The sequence below is a fragment of the Stenotrophomonas sp. INTA L402-1 genome (genome assembly GCF_059295135.1).
In genome coordinates this window covers 39,715-57,919 of the sequence record NZ_JCAFWP010000024.1, presented here as the reverse complement: position 1 = coordinate 57,919, position 18,205 = coordinate 39,715, and the positions used below count along the sequence as shown (strand labels likewise).

Annotated in this window: 14 protein-coding genes; 7 read left to right on the top strand and 7 right to left on the bottom strand. The window is 67.0% G+C overall.

What is annotated here, in order from left to right:
• Positions 1–13: 13 nt before the first annotated feature.
• Together AC5O77_RS14395 and AC5O77_RS14390 are read right to left on the bottom strand one after the other, a co-directional pair.
• On the bottom strand, positions 14–3,115 hold the full coding sequence (locus AC5O77_RS14395; RefSeq protein WP_478058250.1) for an efflux RND transporter permease subunit: 3,102 nt from the start codon (positions 3,113–3,115) through the stop codon (positions 14–16).
• Positions 3,116–3,119: 4 nt separating this feature from the next.
• Positions 3,120–4,298: an efflux RND transporter periplasmic adaptor subunit gene (locus AC5O77_RS14390; protein WP_478058249.1), complete on the bottom strand. Its 1,179-nt coding sequence runs from the start codon at positions 4,296–4,298 to the stop codon at positions 3,120–3,122.
• A gap of 153 nt (positions 4,299–4,451) precedes the next feature.
• Between AC5O77_RS14390 and AC5O77_RS14385 the strand changes: the two genes are divergently transcribed.
• From AC5O77_RS14385 to AC5O77_RS14375, 3 genes are all read left to right on the top strand, one after another.
• Positions 4,452–5,135, top strand: a complete 684-nt coding sequence (locus AC5O77_RS14385) for a response regulator transcription factor (protein WP_032969121.1) — start codon at positions 4,452–4,454, stop codon at positions 5,133–5,135.
• Positions 5,113–6,498, top strand: a complete 1,386-nt coding sequence (locus tag AC5O77_RS14380; RefSeq protein WP_478058248.1) for a sensor histidine kinase — start codon at positions 5,113–5,115, stop codon at positions 6,496–6,498. Before AC5O77_RS14385 ends, AC5O77_RS14380 begins: the two co-directional genes overlap by 23 nt.
• 99 nt (positions 6,499–6,597) lie before the next feature.
• On the top strand, positions 6,598–8,688 hold the full coding sequence (locus AC5O77_RS14375; RefSeq protein WP_478058247.1) for a TonB-dependent siderophore receptor: 2,091 nt from the start codon (positions 6,598–6,600) through the stop codon (positions 8,686–8,688).
• Between the two features lie 157 nt (positions 8,689–8,845).
• Here the strand turns inward: AC5O77_RS14375 and AC5O77_RS14370 are convergent, their stop codons facing one another.
• The 3 genes from AC5O77_RS14370 to AC5O77_RS14360 all read right to left on the bottom strand — a co-directional run bounded on the left by AC5O77_RS14370 (position 8,846) and on the right by AC5O77_RS14360 (position 11,666).
• On the bottom strand, positions 8,846–9,724 hold the full coding sequence (locus AC5O77_RS14370; protein WP_478058246.1) for a LysR family transcriptional regulator: 879 nt from the start codon (positions 9,722–9,724) through the stop codon (positions 8,846–8,848).
• 38 nt (positions 9,725–9,762) lie between these two features.
• Complete coding sequence (locus tag AC5O77_RS14365; RefSeq protein ID WP_478058245.1) at positions 9,763–10,644, bottom strand: SDR family NAD(P)-dependent oxidoreductase; 882 nt, start codon at positions 10,642–10,644, stop codon at positions 9,763–9,765.
• Positions 10,645–10,802: 158 nt separating this feature from the next.
• The gene (locus AC5O77_RS14360) at positions 10,803–11,666 is read right to left on the bottom strand and encodes a DMT family transporter (RefSeq protein WP_478058244.1); all 864 of its coding nucleotides are present in this window, start codon (positions 11,664–11,666) and stop codon (positions 10,803–10,805) included.
• A 133-nt stretch (positions 11,667–11,799) separates the two neighbouring features.
• On the opposite strand from AC5O77_RS14360, the gene AC5O77_RS14355 reads away from it, so the two are divergent.
• Positions 11,800–13,179: an aminotransferase-like domain-containing protein gene (locus AC5O77_RS14355; RefSeq protein ID WP_478058243.1), complete on the top strand. Its 1,380-nt coding sequence runs from the start codon at positions 11,800–11,802 to the stop codon at positions 13,177–13,179.
• Positions 13,180–13,278: 99 nt separating this feature from the next.
• On the top strand, positions 13,279–13,953 hold the full coding sequence (locus tag AC5O77_RS14350) for a class I SAM-dependent methyltransferase (RefSeq protein ID WP_478058242.1): 675 nt from the start codon (positions 13,279–13,281) through the stop codon (positions 13,951–13,953).
• A 3-nt stretch (positions 13,954–13,956) separates the two neighbouring features.
• On the opposite strand, the gene smqnr is transcribed toward AC5O77_RS14350, so the two are convergent.
• Positions 13,957–14,604, bottom strand: coding sequence for a SmQnr family pentapeptide repeat protein (gene smqnr, locus AC5O77_RS14345; RefSeq protein WP_317217323.1), 648 nt, complete (start codon positions 14,602–14,604; stop codon positions 13,957–13,959).
• 158 nt (positions 14,605–14,762) lie between these two features.
• On the opposite strand from smqnr, the gene AC5O77_RS14340 reads away from it, so the two are divergent.
• A complete protein-coding gene (locus AC5O77_RS14340) occupies positions 14,763–15,539 on the top strand; it encodes a DeoR/GlpR family DNA-binding transcription regulator (protein WP_478058241.1) in 777 nt (258 codons plus the stop codon).
• Positions 15,540–15,550: 11 nt separating this feature from the next.
• Complete coding sequence (locus AC5O77_RS14335; RefSeq protein WP_478058240.1) at positions 15,551–16,684, top strand: MFS transporter; 1,134 nt, start codon at positions 15,551–15,553, stop codon at positions 16,682–16,684.
• A gap of 9 nt (positions 16,685–16,693) precedes the next feature.
• On the opposite strand, the gene AC5O77_RS14330 is transcribed toward AC5O77_RS14335, so the two are convergent.
• Positions 16,694–18,199, bottom strand: a complete 1,506-nt coding sequence (locus AC5O77_RS14330) for a PepSY domain-containing protein (RefSeq protein ID WP_478058239.1) — start codon at positions 18,197–18,199, stop codon at positions 16,694–16,696.
• Between the last annotated feature and the right edge of the window lie 6 nt (positions 18,200–18,205).

Sequence of the window (18,205 nt, the reverse complement as noted above, 5' to 3'; positions counted from 1 at the left end):
GCGCCCCCCCCCCTCAGTCCTGCGGCCGTGACGGGCCCAGGCGGCGCACCAGCACGAAGAACAGCGGCACCAGCACCACCGCCAGCACCGTACCGGAGACCATGCCGCCGATCACGCTCATGCCGATTTCACGGCGGCTGACCGCGCCCGCGCCGGTGGCCAACGCCAACGGGATCACACCGGCCACGAAGGCCAACGACGTCATCACGATCGGGCGCAGGCGCAGGCGTGCGCCCTGCAGGGCCGCTTCCACCGCTGAACTGCCGGCACGATAGCGGGCCTCGGCAAACTCCACGATCAGGATCGCGTTCTTGGCCGACAGGCCGATGGTGGTCAGCAGCCCCACCTGGAAGTAGATGTCGTTGACGAACCCGGCCGCGGTGGTCGCCAGCACCGTACCAATCACGCCCAATGGGATCACCAGCACCACTGCCACCGGCACCGTCCAGCTCTCATAGAGCGCTGCCAGGCACAGGAAGATGAAGGCAATGGAGGCGATGTACAGCCACAACGTCTGGTTGCTGGCCAGTTGTTCCTGGTAGGACAGGCCACTCCACTGCAGGTCGAACCCGGGTTGATCGGCAACCAGCGCCTGCATGCGCTGCATCGCCTCGCCCGAGCTGCGGCCTTCGGCAGCGCTGCCCTGGATCTGCATCGCCGGCAGGCCGTTGAAGCGCTGCTGCAGTTGCGGCCCGCGCGCCCAGTGGCTGCTGGCGAAACTGGCAAACGACGCCATCTGGCCGTTGCCACCGCGCACATACCACTGGCCGATGTCGTCGGGCACGCTGCGGTAGGGCTGGTCGCCCTGCATGTAGACCCGCTTGACCCGGCCACGGTCGAGGAAATCGTTGATGTAACTGCCGCCCCAGGCCGCCGACAGCGTGGAATTGATGTCGGCCTGGGCCAGGCCCAGTGCGCTGGCCTGGGCATGGTCGATGTCCAGCCGCAGCTCGGCCTTGTCGCCCAGACCGTTCAGGCGCACCGAGGTGAGCCCGTCGTCTTCGCCGGCCGCACGCACCACCTGTTCCTGCGCCGCCTGCAGGGCCACGCGCCCGGCCGCGCTGGTGTCCTGCAGCCACAGTTCGAAGCCGCTGGACTGGCCCAGTCCACGCACCGCCGGCGGTGCCAGTACATTGACCTTGGCATCCGGCAAGCGGCGGAAGTAGGCATTGGCTCGCGTGATGATCGCCGCAGCGGTGTTGTCGCCCGTGCGCTCATCCCAGGGTTTCAGTGCGAGAAAGCCCTGCCCGGCGTTCTGGCCGGTGCCGGCATTGTTGCGGCCGACCACCACGAACACCACATCCAGGTTCTGCTTCTCGTGCTCCATGAAGTAGCGGCTGATCTGCTCGCCCAATGCTTCGGTACGCGCCATCGGCGTGCCTTCCGGCGTGGAGAACTGGAAGGTTACCTGGCCCTGGTCTTCCACCGGCAGGAAGCCGGTGGGCATCCGCGCGTACAGCGCGACCATGGCGACCACCAGCAGCAGGTAGAACGCCATCCAACGCCGCGGCCGGGTAACGACGCCACCGAGCTTTCCCTGGTAGGCCAACTGGCTGCGCTCGACGCCCCGGTTGAACGCCCGGAAGAAGCGGCCCTGCGGTTTCTGCGCCGAAGACGGCTTGAGCAGGGTCGCGCACAGCGCCGGGGTCAGCGTCAGCGCCACCAGCGCCGACAATGCCATGGCAGACGCAATCGTGATCGAGAACTGCCGGTAGATGATGCCGGTGGAACCACCGAACAGCGCCATCGGCAGGAACACCGCGCCCAGCACCACGGTGATGCCGATCAACGCGCCGGTGATCTCGCCCATCGATTTTTCGGTCGCTTCGCGCGGCGGCAGATGCTCGTCGTGGATGATGCGCTCCACGTTCTCCACCACCACGATCGCATCGTCGACCAGCAGGCCGATCGCCAGCACCATCGCGAACAGGGTCAGTGTGTTGATGGTGAATCCGGCAACGGCCAGCACGCCGAAGGTGCCCAGCAGCACCACAGGCACCGTGATCGCCGGAATCAGCGTGGCGCGCAGGTTCTGCAGGAACAGGAACATCACCACCACTACCAGAACGATGGCTTCGATGAGGGTATGGATGACCCCCTCGATCGAGACCCGCACGAACGGCGTGCTGTCACGCGGGTAGGCCACCTGCAACCCCGGCGGGAAAGTCGGCCGCAGCCGTTCGATCTCCGCGCGCACTGCATCGGCAGTAGCCAATGCGTTGGCACCCGAGGCCAGGGTTACCGAGAAGCCGGCCGCTGGATAGCCATTGAGATAGCTGCTGGTCTGGTAGTTCTCCGCGCCGATCTCGACCCGTGCGACGTCGCCCAGCAACACCGCCGCACCATTGGGCAGGGTGCGCAGGATGATCGCGCGGAACTGTTCGGGCGTCTGCAGGCGCGACTGAGCGGTGACCGTGGCGTTGAGGCTCTGCGTCGGGCTGGACGGCATCGCGCCCAGCTCACCCGCCGTCACCTGCGTGTTCTGCGCCTGGATCGCAGCGCGCACGTCCGAGGGCATCAGGTCATAGGCGCGCAGCTTGTGCGGGTCCAACCACACCCGCATCGCATAGGCCGAGCCGAACACGTTGATCTCGCCAACGCCGGGAATGCGGCTGATCGGGTCCTGCACGTTGCTGACCAGGAAATCGGAAACATCCACCCGTTCCATGCGCCGGCTGGTGTCGTACAGCGAGACCACCATCAGCGAATCGCCCTGCGACTTGGCCACCGTCACGCCCTGCTGCTGCACTTCCTGCGGCAGCCGGTTGATGGCCTGGTTGACACTATTCTGCACCTGCACCTGGGCAATATCCGGGTTGGCGCTCTGGTCGAAGGTGACCGTGATGCGCGCCTGCCCCGATGACGAACTGGTCGATGAGAAATACAACAGGTGATCGATGCCCTTGATCTGCTGTTCGATTACCTGGGTGACGCTGTCTTCCACCGTCTGCGCCGAGGCACCGGTGTAGTTCGCGGTGATGTTGACCTGCGGTGGTGCGATGTCCGGGTACTGCTCCACCGGCAGCTGGGTCACCGCTATGGTGCCGAAGGCCATGATGCAGATCGCCAGGACCCAGGCGAATACCGGGCGATGGATGAAGAAGCGCGGCAGCATCTGCTCAGTCCTTCCCGGCCGGTGCCGGTGCAGGCTTCACCCGTACCGTCATGCCATCGGCCAGGCCCTGCGCGCCGGCTACCACCACCTGCTCACCGGCGGCCAGGCCATCGAGCACCAGCCACTGATCGCCCACCGCACGCGCGGTGCGGAACAGGCGCAGCCGCGCCTTGCCGTCCTTGTCCACCAGCCACGCCTGCGCCTCGCCCTTGGGGCTGCGATCGACCGCGGCCTGTGGCACCAGCAGCGCCTGCTGGCGGGTCCCCTGCCCCACCAATGCGCGCACATACATGCCCGGCAGCAGCTGCCCATCCGGGTTGGGGAAACGCGCCCGCAGGGTGATGCTGCCGGTTTCCTGCTGCACGTCCACGTCGGCGAATTCCAGCGTGCCGGGCAGCGGGTAGTCGGTGCCATCGGACAGGCGCAGCCGCACCGGCGCAGTATCGGCCTGCACGCCACCGTCGGCGATGGCGCGGCGCAGTGCCAAATACTCATTGCTGGACTGGGTGATGTCCACGTTCATCGGGTCCATCTGCTGCACCCGTGCCAGTGGATCGGCTTGGCCGGAGGTAACCAGTGCACCCGGCGTGAACAGCGCGCGGCCGATGCGCCCGGCGATCGGCGAGGTCACCGTGGCAAACCCCAGCCGTGTGCTGGCCGTGTCACGCGCGGCCTGTGCGGCCTGCGCCGCGGCGGCAGCCTGCTGGTCGCTGGCGATCGCATCGTCCACGTCCTGGCGCGCGGCCAGCTGGTCCTTGCCCAGCGCCTGCATGCGCTGCGCCCGCAGGCGCGCGGTCACCGCAGCGGCCTCGGCAGTTTTCAGGTTGGCCTGCGCCTCGTTCAGCGCCGCCTGGTACAGCGCCGGTTCGATCTGGAACAGCGGCTGCCCGGCCTTCACCCACTGGCCCTGCTCGAACAACCGCTTCACCAGCACGCCATCGACCTGCGGGCGCACGTCCGATTCCTGCGAGGCGACGCTGCGCCCGGGTAGTTCCTGCTGCAGTGCCAGCGGCTGGCTGCGCAGGGTCAGCACGGTCACCTCCGGTGCCGCGGCGCCGGGCTTGGGCGCGTCCTTGCCGCAGGCGCTGAGCAGGCCCGCCAGGGCAAGCGCCAGCAGCGGCAGGCCCGCGGTTCGCGGCAGCCGCCAGGCACGGTACGGACGGGAGGGGTTCGGAAGGATCATCGGCTGCAGGGTTCCACGCGTGGGGGAGCGTTCGGCGCCGAATATAGAAGACGTGGCGGCACGATCCTGCTAAATCGCGCATGAAACATTTTTCATTTGCAGTCGCTGCCCACGATTGCGAGGATGCCCCTGTCCCACTCTGCACACTGGCCCATGCCGCGCGTACTCACCATCGAGGACGATCTTGTCACCGCCGAGGAGATCGCCACCGAACTGCGCAGCCACGGCTTCGACGTGGACCTGGCCAGCGACGGCAGCAACGGCCTGGCGCTGGCACGTGCAGGCGACTACGCGGTGATCACCCTGGACCGCATGCTGCCCGGCATCGACGGGCTGGCCCTGGTCACCACGCTGCGCCGTGAAGGCATCACCACGCCGGTACTGATGATCAGTGCGCTGTCGGACGTGGATGAACGCGTGCGTGGCCTGCGCGCCGGTGGCGACGACTACCTGACCAAGCCCTTCGCCTCCGATGAGATGGCTGCACGCGTGGAAGTGCTGATCCGGCGCCAGGGCCCGACTGGCGCCATCGACAACGTGCTGCGCGCCGGTGACCTGGAACTGGACCTGATGACCCGTTCGGCGCGACGCGGCGGGCATGAAATCGCGCTGTTGCCGACCGAGTTCAAGCTGCTCGAATTCCTGGTGCGCAACGCCGGCCAGGTAGTCACCCGCAGCATGCTGTTCCAGGAAGTCTGGGGCTACCACTTCGATCCGGGTACCAACCTGATCGACGTGCATATCGGTCGCGTGCGCAAACGCATCGAACAACCCGGCCGGCCGCAGCCGATCATGACCGTCCGTGGAACCGGCTATGTCTTCGACGCGCAATCCTGACCACTGGCGTTCCTCCAGCAGCAGGCTGCTGGGCCTGTACTGCATCCTGTTCGTGGCGTGGTCGAGCCTGCTGCTGGGCGTGATGTACTGGCGCATCTCGGACTACCTCAGTGACCTGACCGAATCGGGCCTGCAGCAGCGCGCCCACCTGTTCATGAGCTTCGACGGGCCGGCACTGGATGAAGCATTGCGCGACAGCCAGCGCTTCGATCTGCACCAGGTCTATACCTATGGGTTGTTCGACAAGGCCGGCATGCCGATGGCAGGCCCGCTGACAGCGATCCCCGCGGGACTGCAGCTGGATGGCAACTCGCATCCGGTGGACGGTTGGACACTGGCCGATGGCCGCCACGACAACGGTGGCAGTGCGCTGGGCGTAGTAACCCGCGATGGCCGCACGCTGGTATTCGTACGCCAGAATGGCAAGCTCATGGCGGTCAACAGCATCATCCTCGATGCACTGCTGTGGGGTGTGTCGCTGACCGTCATCCCCGGGTTGGTGGGCTGGCATCTGCTGCGTCGGCGCCCGTTGAAACGTATCCAGCAGATCGAAGCGGCCACCAACCGAATTGTTGCCGGCGACCTCGGCCAGCGCCTGCCGGTCTCCAGCCGTCGCGACGAGATCGATCGGCTGTCGAGCATCGTCAATGCCATGCTGGAACGCATCGAACAGCTGATGACCGAAGTCAAAGGAGTCTGCGACAGCATCGCCCACGATCTGCGCACCCCGCTGACCCGCCTGCGCGCGCATCTGTACCGCATGCGCGTGGGCCTGGACGAACTGAACCCGCATGCCGATCCACTGGACAAGGCGCTGACCGAGACTGACCTGCTGATGGCGCGCTTCGCCGCGCTGCTGCGGGTATCCGAGCTGGAGAGCCACCAGCGGCGTTCGGCCTTCGACGCGGTCGACATCGCCGATCTGCTGCAGGAACTTCACCAGTTCTACCTGCCGCTGGCCGAAGAGAAGCAACAGTTGCTGGAACTGCAGGTGGACCCGAAGCTCGGGCAACTTCGTGGCGACCGCGAACTGCTGTTCGAAGCGCTGGCCAACCTGCTGTCCAACGCCCTGCAGTTCACGCCGGCGCAGGGCCGCATCCTGCTGCGTGCGGTCGATGATCACGGCGCCCCGAGGATCGATGTGATCGACAACGGGCCGGGCATTCCGCCACAGGACCGCACGCTGATCTACCAGCGCTTTTTCCGCGGCAGCAGCAGTGCCGGCCAGGGACCGGGATTTGGCCTGGGCCTGTCGATCGTGGCCGCCATTGCCGGACTGCACGGCTTCCGCGTCCGTGCTGGCAGCGCCCCCGGCGGCGGCGCCTGGATGAGCATCCGCGGCGCAACGGACGGCCTGCCCTGAGGTCTGGCCCGGGCGCCTCAATCGCATTTGGGAATCATTTGTATTTGAGGGCGAGCATCCGGATAATCCGCCGTCACCGCCCTTCCCGGATCATTCCCGATGCCCGCCCTGCCGTCGCGTCCGCTGCTGTACACGCTCGCCCTGCCCACCCTGCTGGCCTCGGCCCTCGCCCAGGCCCAGGACAACCCGGCGGCGCGCACCCTGGACAAGGTGACGGTGGTGGCCGAGCGGGCCAGCACCGCGACCAAGACCGACACCGCCCTGACCGAGACGCCGCAGGCGATCAGCGTGGTCACCCAGCAGCTGTTCACCGATCGCGGCGCGCACAATCTGCAGGAAGTGCTGCGCTACAGCGCCGGCGTCACCGCCGATGCGTGGGGGCTGGATACCCGCAACGATGCGACCTCGGTGCGCGGGCTGGACCCGGTGCAGTACCAGGATGGCCTGCGCCGCAGCTACGGTTTCAGCCCCCTCGCCCGCCCTGAGATCTATGGCCTGGAGCGGGTGGAGGTGCTGCGCGGCCCGTCCTCGGTGCTGTACGGTGCCGGCGCCACCGGCGGCATCATCAATGCGATGAGCAAGCGCCCGACCTTCGGTGCCCTCAACGGCGAGGTCGGCGTGCAGCTCGGCAGTTTCGACCGCAGGCAGCTGCAGGGTGACATCGGCGGCGCATTGAACGATGCCGGTACGCTTGCTGGCCGCTTCGTCGGGCTGGTGCGCGAATCGAACATGCAGACCGATGTATTGAAGGATGACCGCGTCTATCTGGCACCGTCGATCAGCTGGCGTGGCGAAAGCAGTACGTTGACCCTGCTGGCCAGCTACCAGCGCGACAAGACCGGCTCCAGCCAGCAGTTCCTGCCGCTGGCTGCGACCCTGCTGGCCCCGCCCGGACGCCGCCTCGACCCGTCCACCTTCATAGGCGATCCCGGCTTCGACCGCATCGACTCGCGTGTGTACAGCCTGACAGCGCTGTTCGACCACAGCTTCAACGACACGCTCAGCCTGCGCTCGGCAGTGCGTTACATCGATGGCAGGACCACTCTGCAGCAGATGTACGTGGACAGCTACAGCAATCCGGCCGATCCCTTCATCGACGCCGATCGGCGCGTGGTCAACCGCACGGCCTATGGCACCCGCCCCGACGTGCAGATCTTCAGCGCCGACAATGCGCTGCAGTTCGACTTCGCCACCGGTGCCTTCCAGCATCTGCTGCTGGCCGGCGTGGACTACAGCCAATACAAGGAGCAGCTGCAGCGGCTGGACGCCACCGGCACGCCGATCGACATCTACACCCCGGTATCGGTCGCACCGATCGTGCGTGGCTGGGATCGTCAGCCGGACCAGACCTCCACCCAGCTGGGTGTCTATGTGCAAGACCAGATCCGCTGGGCCGACCGCATCTCGCTGGTGCTGGGCGCGCGCCGCGACCATGCACGCTCGAAGACCGAAGGCCAGCCCAGCCAGACCGACAATGCCACCACCTACCGCGCCGGGCTGATCGGCGAACTGGGTGCAGGCGTTTCGCCCTACCTGAGCTACAGCGAATCGTTCCTGCCGGTATCCGGCCAGGATCTGTTCGGCAGCGCCTTCAAGCCGATGCGCGGCCGCCAGTCCGAGGCCGGCATCAAGTGGCAACCGGCGCGCAGCCTGCTGCTGACGCTGGCGGCGTACCGCATCACCGAAACCAACCGGCAGACCAACGACCCGGACAACGTATTGAACGTGGTGCAGACCGGGCAGATCCGCTCCAAGGGCGTGGAGCTGGAAGGGCAGTTCCAGTTCGCCAACGACCTCACAATCACCGCTGCCGTTGCGCGCAACGAGGCTGAGGTCAGCCGCAGCAACTTCGCACTGGAAGTGGGCCAGCGCCTCAACGACACCCCGCAGGACCTGGCCTCGGCCTGGGTTTCGAAGGGCTTCCAGCTGGACGATGCCGCACGCCTGCGCCTGGGCCTGGGCGTGCGCCATGTCGGCAACACGGTGTCGCTGGGCAATGGCGGGCGCATCGTCACGCCCAGCTACACGCTGGCCGATGCATTGCTGGAAGTGCAGGTGACCGACTGGACGATGGCGTTGAACATCACCAACCTCACCGGCAAGCGCTACTACGCGCCGTGCCGCACTTTTGGCGACTGCTTCGCCGGCTACCCGCGCGTGGTGACCGGCACCATCAGCTATCGGTTCTGATCACGGCCAACGCTGGCCGCCGCAGCAGCAGGTGCAACAGCACAGCGCATGCGGCGGTCAGGTCCCGCCACGGTGGCCTGGCATACGCCCGCAGGCGTCATCGACGACGCCGTTGCGCATCTGCTCCGTAGTGCTCAGGCCCAGCTGATCCACCGGATCAGCTCGCGGTCGCGGCGTCCAGGAAATTGCGCAGCACTGGCGACGGAGCTTCCGGGCGCGCGCAGAACTGCAGCGCGAAGCGCGCTGCGTCATCGGCCAACAGGCGATAGACGATTTCCTGCGAACGGAAACTGGCCATGCTGGCCGGCACGATCGCCACGCCGGCGTCCACCGCCACCAGCGACAGCACCGCGTGCATGCCCTGCGCTTCCTGCACCACGCGCGGGGTGAATCCTGCTGCGGTGCACAGGCCCAGCACCTGCGCATGAAAGCCGATGCCCTCGCCCGCCGGCCATGAAACGAACGGCTCATCGGCGAGCATCGCCACACTGACCTCCGGCGCGTTGGCCAGCGCATGTGCACGCGGCAGCGCAATCGCCAGGCGGTCGTGGTCGAAGCCGTACAGCACCAGCTCGGCGGCGAGAATCGGTGGGATCAACACGCCGACATCGATGCGCTGCTCACGCAGCCACAGCTGCTGCTGACGCGAGGTCGCTTCCTGCAGATGCAGCTGCACCTGCGGGTACTGCTGGCGGAAGCGGCGGATCAGGCCCGGCAACCGGCCATACAGCGCACTGCCCACATAACCCACGCGCAGGCTGCCAGACTGCCCGGCGGCGGCTTCGCGCGTGCGCTGCAATGCCTGCTCGGCCTGCTGCAGCGTTGCCCGCGCCTCCACCAGCAGCGTCTGCCCGGCCACGGTCAGGCCCAGGGTACGGTTGCCGCGCACGATCAGCTCGCTTCCGAGTTCGTCTTCCAAGCGTCGTACTGCCGCGGTCAGCGGCGGCTGCGACATGTGCAGGCGGGCTGCGGCGCGGTGGAAATGAAGCTCTTCGGCTACGGCCACGAACTGGCGCAGCAGGCGCAGGTCGATCATCTCGATGCAGGCAGTGGGAACCCGCCTAGGGTACGCCCTCAGCTGCGCGCGTCCACGCTGGCGCGGACAATGGCTGGCCATTGCAGCGCCACCGACTCGATGCTGTCGGCACTGACCGCGCGCAGATCCCGCGGATACGCCACATGCTCGGCCTCCTGCAGGCGCAGTGCGTGGAACTGGCCATTGCTTGCGCGCAGCACCCATCCGCCGTCCTGGCAGCGCGTGGACGCCAGATAGGCCACGCCCTGCGCGACCGCGTCCGGATGCAGTTCGTCGGGCTCGCCGTCGATGCCCCACATGCGCGTCTTTGCCACCGGCGAAACCGCGTTGACCACGATGCCATGCTCGGCGCCTTCCAGCGCCAGCACATTGACCAGGCCCAACGCCGCCAACTTGCCCATCGCGTAAGCGGACAGCCCGCGCTGTGCGTACTGCGGATACAGCGCGCGATCGGAGGTGGTGATGACGATGCGCCCACCGCCCGCCGCGCGCATTGCCGGCCACGCCGCCTGCGCCAGCCACAGCGGCGTCTTCGCGGCCAGGGACAGCATCTGCTCCAGCGCGTTGTCCTCGATCGCTTCCAGCATCTGGTACTCGACCCAGCCGGCGTTGTGGATCAGGAAATCGATGCGGCCGTGCTGCTGCAGCAGATTCTGCACCAGCGCGCGGCAACCGGCGCGATGGTCGATGGGATCACTGACGGCCTGCACCGATAGCCCCCGCGCCAGCAGTGCTTCGACACTGCGTTGGATGCGCTGCGGTTCCACACCGCGACCATCGGTGCCGGCACCGACGTCATGCATCACCACATGCGCGCCACGCTCGGCCAGCAGGCGGCTGTAGGCCAGGCCCAGTCCACCGGCGGCACCGGTCACCAGGCCCACCTGGCCTTCGAAGGAAATACGCGAGATCGGCTTCATGCGCCCAGCTTCAACCAAGCACGCAGGCCGCAGCCAATACCGTTCACCGCCCTCCACGATACGCGCACGCTATCGTCGAAAAGGGGACGGAGGGGATTAAGTCGTTTCAGGCACAGTAGGGCCGATTACGACTTAATCCCCTCCGTCCCCTTTTTCGCTCAGCAGCTGAAGCGGCGCGCGCCTGCCACGCAGATCACCGCGACCACGGTCACCAGCACCATGCTGAGGCTGACCGACTCGTGCAGCAGCAGCGCAGCCAGGGCCAGGCCGAAGAACGGTTGCAACAGCTGCAGCTGGCCAACTGCGGCAATCCCGCCCTGGGCCAGCCCGCGATACCAGAACAGGAAACCGATCAGCATGCTGAACACAGCGACATAGCCCAGCGCCCACCACGCGGATGCCCCGACCGCCGCGAATGACGCCGGCCGCATCAGCACCGCCAACGGCAACATCACTGGCAGCGCCAACAGCAGCGCCCAGCTGATCACCTGCCAACCGCCGAGATGGCGGGCAAGTCGACCACCTTCGGCATAGCCCAGCCCACACACCACGATCGCCGCCAGCATCAGCAGGTCAGCCTGAAGCGAGGCCTCGATGCCGTTGCGTACCGCATAGCCGACCACGCAGGCACTGCCCAGCAGCGAGAACAACCAGAACGCCGGGCGCGGCCGATCGCCACCGCGCAGTACACCGAACACAGCAGTGCTCAGTGGCAGCAGGCCGAGGAACACGATGGTGTGTGCCGATGAAGCGTGGCGAAGGGCCAGTGCGGTCAGCAGTGGAAAACCGACCACCACGCCGAGACTGACCACGGCCAGGCCCGCCAGATCGGTGCGCTGCGGACGCGGCTGGCGCAGCAGCAGCAACAGGCTGACGCCAAGCACGGCGGCAATGGTGGCACGTGCAGCGGTGACGAACCCGGCGTCCAGCTGCAGCACTGCCAGACGGGTTGCCGGCAACGAGCCCGCGAAAATCACCACGCCGATGAAGCCATTGATCCAACCACTCGCCGACCGTTCCACGCCTGTACTCCTGAAGGTGCCGGACGATGCCCGGCTGGACCTGTATGGAAGCATCCAGCGCGGAACGACCCCAGCTACAATCCAGTACAGTCGCAAGTAACTGTACTGCCCACACTTCCACTACGGTTCCGCCATGCCACGTTCGCCCACCCGCATCGAATCGGTCATCCAGTCCGTCCGCACCCGCATCGGTGCGCGAGTGGATGGCCCCGGCTCCCGCCTGCCCTCGGTACGTGCGCAGGCGGCGGCGATGGGGGTTTCGGTCTCCACCGTGGTCGAGGCCTACGAGCGCCTGGCCGCCGAAGGCCTGATCAGCGCTCGCGCAGGTTCGGGCTTCTACGTCAGTGGCCCGGCGGCACCGCTGGCGCTGGCCGAGATGGAGCCGCGGCTGGACCGCGCAGTGGACCCGTTGTGGGTGTCGCGGCAATCGCTGGAAACACCGGCCGGTCACCTCAAACCGGGCTGTGGCTGGATGCCCAGCGATTGGCTGTACCACGACGGCATGCGTCGTGGCCTGCGCCGGCTGGCGCGCGCCGATGCATCACAACTGGTCGACTACGCCGGGCCGCTCGGCCTGCCTGCGCTGCGCCAGTTGCTGCAACGGCGTTCGGCCGCAGTGGGCATCGATGCGCCGATGGAACAGATCCTGCTGACCGAATCGGGCACGCATGCGGTCGAGCTGATCTGTCGTTTCCTGCTCAAGCCCGGCGACTGCGTGCTGGTCGATGACCCCAGCTACTTCAACTACCACGCGTTGCTGAAGGCACACCAGGTGCAGGCCATCGGTGTGCCCTACACGCACAGCGGCCCGGACCTGGAAGCGTTCGCGCAGGCACTGCAGGCGCATTCGCCGCGGCTGTACATCACCAATTCCGGCCTGCACAACCCGACCGGCGCGGTGCTTTCCGCGAGCACCGCACACCGCCTGCTGGGCCTGGCCGAACGCAGCGAACTGATCATCGTTGAGGATGACATCTTCGCCGACTTTGAACTGCAGCCTGCACCGCGACTGGCCGCGCTCGATGGACTGTCGCGGGTGATCCACGTCGGCAGCTTCTCCAAAACACTGTCGGCTGCATCGCGCTGCGGCTACATCGCTGCCCGCCACGAATGGATCGAGGCGCTGACCGACCTGAAGCTGGCCACCAGCTTCGGTGGCGGTCACCTGGCGATGCAGTTGATGCACATCGCGCTGACCGACAGCGGCTACCGCCGCCACATGCAGTCGGTGCGTTCGCGGCTGGCCGATGCGCGCCGGCACACGCTGCGGAAGCTGCAGGCGCTGGGCATCACGCCGTGGCTGCAGCCGGAAGCCGGGCTCTTCCTGTGGTGCCAGCTGCCCGATGGCCGCGATGCCGCCGCACTGGCCCGGCAATGCCTGCGCGAGGGCATCGTGCTGGCACCGGGCAACGCGTTCAGTCAGTCGCAGCGCGCGGCCGACTATGTACGTTTCAACGTTTCGCAGTGCCAGGACCCGAGGATCTGGCAGGTACTGGCGCGGGAACTGCGCTGAGCTGGTTGTGAACCGGCCCGCGCAGGCGGCAGTATCCAGCCGCAAAGGCGCTTGCGCGCCGCGCTACAGTGGTATGTCCCCCGCTGCAGGAATCCGCGCATGTCCACGTTCTCCGATCCGCAGGCGGTGGCCCGCTATGCCGAAGCACCGCTGCGCCAGGTGCCCGGCTTCCTCGCCCTGCAGCAGATGAGCCGGCTGCTGCTGGCCGAACGTGTTCCCGCTCAGGGCCGCGTGCTGGTGCTGGGTGCCGGTGGCGGGTTGGAACTGAAGGCCTTCGCCGAGGCGCAGCCGGGCTGGCACCTGCTGGGGGTCGACCCGGCCGCGCCGATGCTGGCCCTGGCCGAGCAGACACTGGGTCCGCTGATGTCGCGCGTGCAGCTGCTGGAAGGCTATATCGACGATGCACCCGATGCGCGCTTCGACGGTGCCAGCTGCCTGCTGACCCTGCACTTCCTCGATGCCGGGCAGCGCCTGCACACGCTGCGCGAACTGCACCGGCGCCTGCAACCCGGTGCGCCGCTGGTGGTGGCGCACCACAGCGTGCCGCAAGACCCGGCCGGCAAGCTGCGCTGGTTGCAGCGCTACGCGGCGTTCGCCGAAGCCTCGGGGGTTGCCCACGCCGAGGCGCAGCGCGCGATCGAAGCAATTGCGGAGCGGCTGCCGCTGCTGGCGCCCGAGCAGGAAGTCGCGCTGCTGCAGGAGGCCGGCTTCAACGACGTGGAGCTGTTCTATGCCGGCTTCAGCTTCAAGGGCTGGGTGGCGTACGCCGGATGATGTCTACGGCACCACGGTAATGCCGATGCGCTGCATCAACAGCGCCACCTGCTGCACATCCAGCGTGGCGCCGCGCAGATTGGTGCTGCGCAGGTCCAGCTCGCCCAGCTCCGAGTTGGTCAGGTTGCAGTCGGTGAAGTTGGCGCTGTTCCAGTCGATACCCTCGAACTGCCCCCCGGACAGATCCGATCCTGCGAAACTGGCACCGCTCACGTTGGCGCCGTCCCAGCGGTTCTCCCACAGTTCGCACTTCTCCAGCGTCACCCGCGAGAAATTGGCGTAGCGCAGGTTCGATTTCTTGATGAAGGCGCTGCAGAACCAGCTGCGCGTGGTGATCTGGTTCATGAAGCTGGCGTTGCTGAAGTCCGCGCCCTGCGCACGGCACTCGCTGATCTCCAGGCCCAGCGCCTTGATGAAACTGAAGTTGCACATGCTGATGTCGCAACTACGAAAGCTGGCTTCCTTCAATGTGGCGCCGTTGAAACGGCAACCGGCGCGGTTTTCAGCGTCATAGAAGCTGCAGTTGATGAACTCGGTGGCGGTGAGGTCAGCGCCGGAAAAGTCGCATTCGTGGAACTGCTGGTCGACCACTTTCTGGCCGGTGTACTGGTCCACGCCGATGCGCAGCTTTCGGTGAACGGTGGGGGACATCGGGGATTCCATGCCAAGTGCCCCGCCATGATGCCGGGCCACGAAGGTGATCCATAGACCCGGACGCGGGCAGGTTCACCGGCAGTCCAGCCGTTCTGTGTCCACCCGGCCGAATGCACGTTGTTGCACGTTGATGCACGAACATGCAGACTTGCAGCATGAGCTCCGATCCCAGCCCCCTGCCCGCCCAGCGCACCCAGCTGATCCTCGACGAACTGCGCCAACAGGGCCGTGTGGTGGCCGCTGAACTGGCGCACCGCTATGCGGTTTCCGAGGATTCGATCCGGCGCGATCTGCGCGAGCTGGCCGCCCAAGGCCTGTGCCAGCGTGTCTACGGGGGCGCCGTGCTGCCGCCGCCAAAGGAACGCCCGCTGCGCGAGCGACTGACCCGCGACCGCGGCGACAAGGCCGAGCTCGCCGCACGCGTCTGCGCGCTGCTGCTCCCCGGCCAGGTGGTACTGCTCGACGCCGGGTCGACCAATCTGGCGATCGCCCAGCAGCTGCCGGCCGCTCTCGGCCTGACGGTGATCACCAACGCGCCGCAGATCGCCACCGCTGCCAGTGTGCTTGAAGGCACCTCGGTGCAGCTGATCGGCGGTCGCCTCGCCAGCGGTGGCGGTGCGGTCGGTGCCGAAGCGTTGGCCCAGGTGCAGCGCCTGCGCGCCGACGTGTACCTGCCCGGCCCCTGCGCGGTGGACGGCGACACCGGCATGTGGGCGATGGATGCGGAAGAAGCCACGCTGAAGCGCGCGATGGTGGCCTGCAGCAGCCGCGTCATCGTCGCCGCTACCACCGAAAAGCTCGGTGCGCGCGGCAACTGGCAGATTGCCAGCCTCGACGAGATCGACGATCTGGTGCTGACCACCTCGGCACCGCCCGCACTGGCCGCGCGCTTCCGCGCCGCCGGCATCGCGGTACACCCCACCCCGCCCTGACCTTACTGCCCATGTCCGTCGCCAATCGCGCGCGTGCCGAACAGCACGCGACCCGCGCTGCATTCTTCATTCCCGGTTTCGCCACGGCGTTGTGGGCAACACTGGTGCCGTTCGCCAAGGCGCGCACCGACATCAACGACGCTACGCTGGGCCTGGTGCTGCTCTGCCTCGGTGCCGGTTCGCTGCTGGCCATGCCGCTGTCCGGTGTACTGGCCGCACGCCTGGGCTGCCGGCAGGTGATGGTGGCCAGCAGCCTGCTGATCTGCCTGACCGTGCCCGGCCTGGCGCTGGCCGGTTCGGCCTGGACGCTGGGGCTGGTGCTGTTCGTGTTCGGCGCAGCTGTCGGCGCGATGGACTGCACGATGAACGTGCAGGCCGTCATTGTCGAGCGCGAAGCACGGCGGGTGATGATGTCCGGCTTCCATGCCTTCTTCAGCATCGGCGGCTTCCTCGGCGCGGCAACGATGACCGTATTGCTCTCCGCACAGCTGCCGCCACTGGCATCGGTGATGATCGGCGTCGGCGCCATGCTGCTGGTGATGCTGTTGTCGGCCGCCTACTGGCACAGCGAGCGCATGCCGCACGACACACCGATGCTGGCCATTCCGCACGGCATCGTGCTGTTCATCGGCGTGCTGGCGTTCGTCGCCTTCCTCGGCGAAGGCGCGATGCTGGACTGGAGCGCGGTCTTCCTCAGCGATGTGCGCCGCGTCGATGCCAGCATTGCCGGTATCGGCTATGTGACCTTCACCCTGACCATGACCGTCGCACGCCTGTTCGGCGATGCGCTGGTAGCGCGTATGGGCCGTGAGCGCGCGATCGTGTTCGGTGCTCTGCTTGCCGCCGCTGGCGTGCTGGTGCTGACGCTGGTCACGCCGTGGCAGGCGTCGCTGATCGGCTATGTTCTGGTCGGCCTCGGCTGCGCCAACATCGCACCCGCGCTGTTCTCACTGGCTGGCCACCAGACCCGCATGCCGGGTGCGCTGGCGATCACCGCGGTATCCACACTGGGCTTCGCCGGCATCCTTGCCGGGCCGGCGTTGATCGGCTTCGCCGCCAACCACTTCGGCCTGATCGCCGCGTTCATCGGCGTGGCCACGGCCTTGTTGCTGGTGGCCGTGTCCACGCGTTGGCTGCGGGTGTAGGCCAGGACATCAACGTCGCCTTCGCCGCAGCTTCGTCCGCAATCGCCGATAGCCGATCACCGTCGCCGTGGCACACAACGCGGTGCCAGCAGCGCTCAGCAGCAGCAACACAGCCAGTCGGGCACCTTCCTGGCGCAACATCGCCGGTAGGTCCCAGCTGTGCAGGAAGTAGAACAGCCAGCGCCCCACCCGCTCGCGATGCCCCATCGTCAGCAACGGATCACCGGTGGCCAAGTCGAGATAGACGCGCGTCGCCTCGGCATCGCCGAAGTTCACCACTGCTACCGGGAAGCGGCGCACCGCCGCACCATTCATGGCCTCCGGTGCACGCGGATAGAAGTACGCATCCGGCGCTTGCTGGACTGCGAAACCCTGCATCGGCACGTCGGACATCGCCCCTGCCTTCTGCTGCAGCCACTCTGCGGGCAACACGCGCGCAACCTGCAACTGCCCTTCAACCTGGGACACGATGCGGGTATCGCCTTGTCCATCCAGCAGCACCGCAAACAGTTCACCACCGATGCGCCGCCACTGGATCTCCACCGGCTTGAACCGCGTAGCGTCGGCCACCGCCAGCAGCGCCGCTGGTGTACCCAATGCGCCATCCACCGCCACCGCACCACCGCGATAGCGTCCGCTGTCGATCGCCTCGCGCGTGCTGTTGAAAATCCCCAGCGGATTCATCGACATCAGCCCGCTGAAGATCCAGGTAAAAACGAAGGCGGCCGCCACCAGTCCGATCAGATGGTGCCAGCGCATCCACGGCTCGACATACGGTGTCTTCGCACCCGAGCGATAGTGCCCACGGAAACGCCAGCGCCATATCCCCACCACGATCCCGCTGACCGCCGCCACCGTGCACAGCGCGGACAGCACGATCACCACCCACGTCCACACCGGATCCACCGACTGCATGCGCAGGAAATACAGCCAGTGCAGCCAGGCCCCCACATAGTTCCAGCGCTGCTGCACATGCGGTGCGTCCAGCACCACTTCACCGGTGCGCGAGGACACATACAGGTCACCGGGCTGTGCGCCCCCCACCTCCACCCGGTACAGCGGCCGGTGCGCGTCCAGCGCGCGCGAATGCGTCCAGCGATCCTCGTCCACCCGCATCGCACCAACGAAGGCCGGACCGCCGGCGAACTGTGCCGCCGATGCTTCGGCGCGCTGTGCCGACACCGGCAGCAGGGCCTGGCCAGTGACGGCTAACCACGCCCCAACGTTGCTTCCCGCGCGCACCACATACGCCGGCTCGCCGCGCAGCGTGGTCAGTGCCACGGCCTCCGGCTCGGCCTGCACGGCGGCAGGCAGCACCGACAGCCCGTGCAGATCGTGGGCCTCCGGCAGCACCGGCAATGCCGCCAGACGTTCACCGGGCGTCAGCTTCGGGTAGCCGATGAACAACATCACCATCCCGCTGACGAACCACAACAGCATCAGCAGGCATCCGCCGATGCCCAGCCAGCGGTGCACCAGGTAGGTCCAGCGCTTGGCGGTGGATCGCAGCGACATGGTGCG